Source organism: Palaeococcus sp. (in: euryarchaeotes), from assembly GCF_053987695.1.
In genome coordinates, this window is sequence record NZ_JBMXHE010000015.1 from 1 (window position 1) to 4,804 (window position 4,804).

At 43.2% G+C, this 4,804-nt stretch carries 8 protein-coding genes; 6 read left to right on the forward strand and 2 right to left on the reverse strand.

All coding sequences use genetic code 11. The features are described from left to right. The 6 genes from ACXJGZ_RS01565 to ACXJGZ_RS01590 all read left to right on the forward strand — a co-directional run. Positions 1-323: type II toxin-antitoxin system VapC family toxin (locus ACXJGZ_RS01565; protein ID WP_456398057.1), on the forward strand; the 323-nt coding region annotated here is incomplete at its 5' end. After that, positions 320-886, forward strand: a complete 567-nt coding sequence (locus ACXJGZ_RS01570) for a GMP synthase subunit A (RefSeq protein ID WP_456398059.1) — start codon at positions 320-322, stop codon at positions 884-886. The genes ACXJGZ_RS01565 and ACXJGZ_RS01570, both read left to right, overlap by 4 nt. A gap of 82 nt (positions 887-968) precedes the next feature. Then, positions 969-1,196, forward strand: coding sequence for an AbrB/MazE/SpoVT family DNA-binding domain-containing protein (locus tag ACXJGZ_RS01575; protein ID WP_293257215.1), 228 nt, complete (start codon positions 969-971; stop codon positions 1,194-1,196). Continuing rightward, entirely contained in the window at positions 1,193-1,372 is a 180-nt protein-coding gene (locus tag ACXJGZ_RS01580) for a PIN domain-containing protein (RefSeq protein WP_456398062.1), read from the forward strand. Before ACXJGZ_RS01575 ends, ACXJGZ_RS01580 begins: the two co-directional genes overlap by 4 nt. A gap of 6 nt (positions 1,373-1,378) precedes the next feature. After that, positions 1,379-1,561, forward strand: a complete 183-nt coding sequence (locus ACXJGZ_RS01585; protein WP_456398064.1) for a hypothetical protein — start codon at positions 1,379-1,381, stop codon at positions 1,559-1,561. Between the two features lie 94 nt (positions 1,562-1,655). Beyond that, the gene (locus ACXJGZ_RS01590; protein WP_456326388.1) at positions 1,656-1,931 is read left to right on the forward strand and encodes a hypothetical protein; all 276 of its coding nucleotides are present in this window, start codon (positions 1,656-1,658) and stop codon (positions 1,929-1,931) included. Here ACXJGZ_RS01590 and ACXJGZ_RS01595 read toward each other — a convergent pair. Both ACXJGZ_RS01595 and ACXJGZ_RS01600 read right to left on the reverse strand, forming a co-directional pair. Further along, positions 1,868-2,620 (reverse strand): DUF2101 family protein, encoded by a 753-nt coding sequence (locus tag ACXJGZ_RS01595; protein WP_456398066.1) that lies wholly within the window; start codon positions 2,618-2,620, stop codon positions 1,868-1,870. The genes ACXJGZ_RS01590 and ACXJGZ_RS01595 overlap by 64 nt on opposite strands. Before the next feature lie 4 nt (positions 2,621-2,624). Beyond that, a partial coding sequence (locus ACXJGZ_RS01600; RefSeq protein ID WP_456398068.1) for a DUF2341 domain-containing protein occupies positions 2,625-4,804 on the reverse strand: 2,180 nt, incomplete at its 5' end.

The following is a 4,804-nucleotide window of genomic DNA, read 5'->3' on the forward strand; positions in this document are numbered from 1 at the left end:
CACCGAAGTTATGTCAGGTTGAGTTTGTGAGCGTCTTAAGGCGTTTTACACCCGAAGATAAGGTTCGACGATTCATGGATGTGTTTGACTTCATGACTCTCGTAGGTGAATCTGAATTCTTTGAAGAGGCACTGGAATTTTCTTTTAAAATTCATTCCCGTGCAGCGGATTCCTACTATATCTCAACCTCAAAAATTCTAAATGCCACTCTTTTAACCAATGATAGAAAAATGGCAGAAAATGCAAGGAAAGCGGGTATTAAAGCCTTCTATCTGGTTGAAGAGGCGGAAAAGTTTTTCAAATCGCTGGAGGTGGGGGAATGATAATCATAATGGACAACCACGGGCAATACGTACACAGGATCTGGAGAACTTTGAGGTATCTTGGCGTTGAAGCTAAAATAATCCCAAACACCACATCCCTAGAAGAAATAAAGTCAATGAACCCAAAGGGCATAATCTTTTCAGGCGGCCCAACTTTGGAAAGAACGGGCAACTGTGAAACAATCCTAGAGCACTACGAGGAACTTAATGTGCCAATCTTAGGGATTTGTCTGGGACACCAGCTCATAGCCAAGCACTTCGGGGGCAAAGTTGGGCGTGGTGAGAAGGCGGAGTACAGCCTCGTTGAGGTGGAAATCTTAGACGAAGACGACATATTTAAGGGCATTCCAAAGCGCCTCAAAGTCTGGGAGAGCCACATGGATGAGGTTAAAGAACTTCCAGAGGAGTTTGAACTTTTAGCTAAGAGCGAATTCTGCCCCATTGAAGCTATGAAACATAAGGAATTGCCAATTTATGGGGTGCAATTCCATCCGGAAGTTGCACACACCGAAAGGGGAAGCGAGATCTACAAAAACTTTGCAAGGCTCTGCGGTGAGCTCTAGCCTTTTCTATATTTTGGAACCGCTGCGTGGACTTTTGGAAAAATTTAAATATTATGCCCACTAATTAGGTTATGGTGGGAAAATGATATCAAAAGTGGACTCAAGGGGACGCCTCTATATTCCAAAGAGCATGAGGAGTAAGGTGGGGAGTGAAGTTTACCTTGTGGAAACTCCAAATGGAATATTAATTATTCCAAAACCCGAAGATCCCCTGAAAGAACTTGAAGAGCTTGGGAAATCACTTCCTGAGGTCTCTCCGGAGAAGCTGAAGGGAGAAATATTAAAACAGGCTCTGGAGGAGCTGAAATGATTTATGCAGATACGGATTTTTTTCTTGCTCTTTTGAAGCCGGACGACTGGCTGAAGGAAAATGCTAGAAAGATACTTGAGAAGTACAGGGGGGATATAACGACCTCGGATGCCACATTTATTGAGCTTCTCCTGTTGGCAGAGCGTTATGGTCTTGACCCCATTAAAATCGTCTAAAGTGTCATGGCACTGTGCGGTATTGAAGACACCCGCTACCTGAAGGCTGCAATCTACGTGAAGGAGTACGGACTTAAGGTTTTTGATGCCTTCCATGCCGCCGGCTGTGGTGGGAGGATTATAAGCTCCGACTCTGTTTATGATAAACTTGGCATAACCCGAATAGACCTTAGAAAGCCCTCTGAGTAATCTTTTCTACCCGCCTATTTTACAACTTCTGATTGCAAAATCGAAAACTTTTTAACTGTGATTTCATTACTAATTCTTAGAGTAGGTGAGGGAGATGGGCTACACGATTTACTACAGAATAAAAATTGACAACCATGAAAAAGCACTCTCCTTCATCGAGAGGGTCTGCAGGGGACTCGGCATGGAATGCGAGCTCGAAGGAGGAGGAATACGAATCATATGCCCCTCCGGGGGAGTTGAACCTCTTATAATCAAAAACGGGGAAGGATTCGTAAAGACCTATGGAAGGGAGCCATGCACCTCACTTTACCTGTTGCTGTTACTATCGCTCTCGGCTTTTGGCTCGGTTGAGGTTTTTGACGATTCATAGACCTCCATAATCCTCTTGGGAACCGCACCCCTCAGAATGTGCTCTTCGACCAGCACCTTAACAACACTTCCCACCTCTACCTTCTCGCTTCTGTCAACCCAGTACTCTCCCGGCTTTATATTTGCCCGTATATCATCGTGAGTGCTTATCTTGACTAAATCCCCCTTAACCTCTTCGACAACTCCATAAGTCCATTCTCTTCTGTATTTCGCCCTGAAAATGTATCTAAAGAGAAACACTGCCACAAATATTGCAACGAGATAACCATAGAAATAATAAATGCTGGGCGCGGTTCTTCGCATGATTAAATATCCCAGATATGAGGCAAAGGCTATTCCCGTTAATCCATAGTAAAATGCTCTGTAGGGTTCGTACTCTATGAAGAAGCGGCGGTTCCATGAGATTAGGGCTCTAATGTACAAAAAATATAAAGTGCTTAACAGGGTTAAATAGAGCACATTCTGGGTGAACAGGACGAGCAGGAGTGCTATCACCAGATAGAGAATAAAGGAGAGCTGGAGTTTGAGGCTCAGCATTTCATGAACGGAGACCTTTCTTCTGATGATCTTCTTTAGAACTTTAAATCTCGGAGGGTTCTCCTTTGGCTCTGGAAAGATGAATTTTAAGAGTTGCTTCCATATGGACTCCGCAAGCTCACCCACCCTGTAAAGGGATTCTTCAAGGTTCATGATTTCACCCCGTCATTAAATCCTGTGCTCCTTGGCTTCCAAATATGGCAGTTGCTGTCTGATTATCAATAAAGAATGGGATAGTGCTTAAATCTCCGCTTGACATGGTCCCATAGGAAATTCCCCATATTCTGCTTCCTGACACCTTTGAGCCTCCTTTGAAGTAATAATCTAAGAAGTAATAATCCACACTGGATTGTCCTTCTTCCACAGAGATTCCCAGCGTGTTGAAGAGGTTGAAGAGCTTCTCATCATAGTTTGCGTGCGGTATCATGAAGCTAACCAAGCCTATTGGATAATACTGATTTCCAAATTTCACTCCAAGTTCATCCTGCATCTGGTGAGCAAGGGCTACATATGCATTGTGATTTGTGTTGCTTCCCTCAAGGCGCTCGAAGAACGACCAACCGTCTTCAACACCAAAATAGCGGCTATCCATGATGCAGTTGATAAAGGGCTGGATATCATAGGCCCTTGCAGTTGTTGTATTTCCCTGAGAGGGGGAGGGTTTTGTTTCTATTGAAGAATATTGGATTATACTTGGCATTGGATTTGCATATTTCCTCAATATGATATAATCTACATATCCAGCATCATCTCCTCGTGAAACAGACCAATCTTTCTCATAACACCATTTAATAGTATGCTGGCCTGTACTCATAATTAGGTACTCTTTCTCGTTCCAATTTACATTGCCGCTAATTCCATCATACCATACGTTGTCTATATAAAAATTCAAGTAATCATACCAGCGTTCTGAACTTACCTTCCACCAGAAGGATAATACACTATAGCTTGCTAAATTAATTGTTGTATACATGCATGCATATTCATTATTTCCAACATCTTCATTTGTGGCACTATAACTTCCCTCATAACTAATAGTTGTTATGGTCCACCCCCTATCTCCCTCAAAATTCCATCCATCTAAAGTACCATCTTCAAAATCATCGTAGAGATCAAATACCTCATCAGGGTCTCCAAGCGTTTCCGTACCGCTCGAATCAAAGTATATACCGAGTGTTATTTGAGAGCTTGCGGGGATTGTAACGTTTACCCATATCAACGCTTCTTTATTTGAGGTGTCCCAGTTTTCTACCCAAAAATTAATTGAATTACAGTTCTCATCATAAATCTCGAGTACGGGTACATTATCCCCATCAGAATCTGCTGTGGTGAAGAATGTGTTCAAAGTAGTCGGGTTTGTGATATGGGAACTGTCAATATAAATAGGTACTTGGAAGTTTGTTAGATCGTTTCCTCCACTATTTTGAATTGTTACATTAATTCTATCGCCTAAAACAGAGCACCAACTACCACTTCCACTCCCACTCACATTCCCAAAAACAAGAACCCCCATATCCCCTTGATTGAAAACTTTATCCGGGGAGATTCTCGTTCCATTCAGGGTTGTGTTGACTATTATGGGCGCGGTCGTTTGATTCACCGAGCCATTCGTTAAAACGTATGCCTTTGCGCCGGCTCCTATGTATGTGTCTCCGAAGTAAATTTTGTCCGACTCCAGATTCCTAATAAGCTCTCCGGGCACATGGGATTCGCTGCTCTTCCCTTCACCCTCTAAAACTTTAATTGGCTTGTCAATGAGTTCGGGGAATGAATAGGAGCATGCTCTAATCGAGCGCTGGTATCTGCCCCCGGTCATCGCTGAGAAGAATGAGTCCTCGAGATTTTCGAGGTTTACAATGGAATAGATATAATCCCCGCTTCTCGGTATTGAACCGCTGTAAACCACTCTACCCGATAGATCCCTAATGGTTATGTTGGGGATTCTCGCCCTTATGACAACCCTGAATGAATCGAGGGGTGCAACTGTAAGTTCCATACTGCTTGCTATCACACTTGCATTTGGTAAAACTTCAAATCCCTGCTCCCCAAGCTCTTGACTCATATTTATGAGCCATTTTTCAATGGTCTGTCCTCTCATAACCCTGTTGAAGTCATAGCCGGGCATACTCGAGGAAGTACCCGTTAATATTAAATCTTTAATGGTGTTGTTTACCTTATATGATGAGCTTATGAAGCTGCCCGTAACGGCAACGTAATCAACGGCGGCAACTATGGCTCTCTTTCCGGAGATCTCCAAGGCCTTTTGAAAGTCCATCTCAAGATAGCTAATCCCTCTAAACGTTCTCTCGACATGAACCCTCTCGCTCTGTGCTTGAA

What these genes read in the sequence shown, in the direction of transcription:
- ACXJGZ_RS01570 (WP_456398059.1), top strand. Translation starts at nt 320, where the DNA reads ATGATAATCATAATGGACAACCACGGGCAATACGTACACAGGATCTGG.
- ACXJGZ_RS01575 (WP_293257215.1), top strand. Translation starts at nt 969, where the DNA reads ATGATATCAAAAGTGGACTCAAGGGGACGCCTCTATATTCCAAAGAGC.
- ACXJGZ_RS01580 (WP_456398062.1), top strand. Translation starts at nt 1,193, where the DNA reads ATGATTTATGCAGATACGGATTTTTTTCTTGCTCTTTTGAAGCCGGAC.
- ACXJGZ_RS01585 (WP_456398064.1), top strand. Translation starts at nt 1,379, where the DNA reads ATGGCACTGTGCGGTATTGAAGACACCCGCTACCTGAAGGCTGCAATC.
- ACXJGZ_RS01590 (WP_456326388.1), top strand. Translation starts at nt 1,656, where the DNA reads ATGGGCTACACGATTTACTACAGAATAAAAATTGACAACCATGAAAAA.
- ACXJGZ_RS01595 (WP_456398066.1), bottom strand. Translation starts at nt 2,620, where the DNA reads ATGAACCTTGAAGAATCCCTTTACAGGGTGGGTGAGCTTGCGGAGTCC.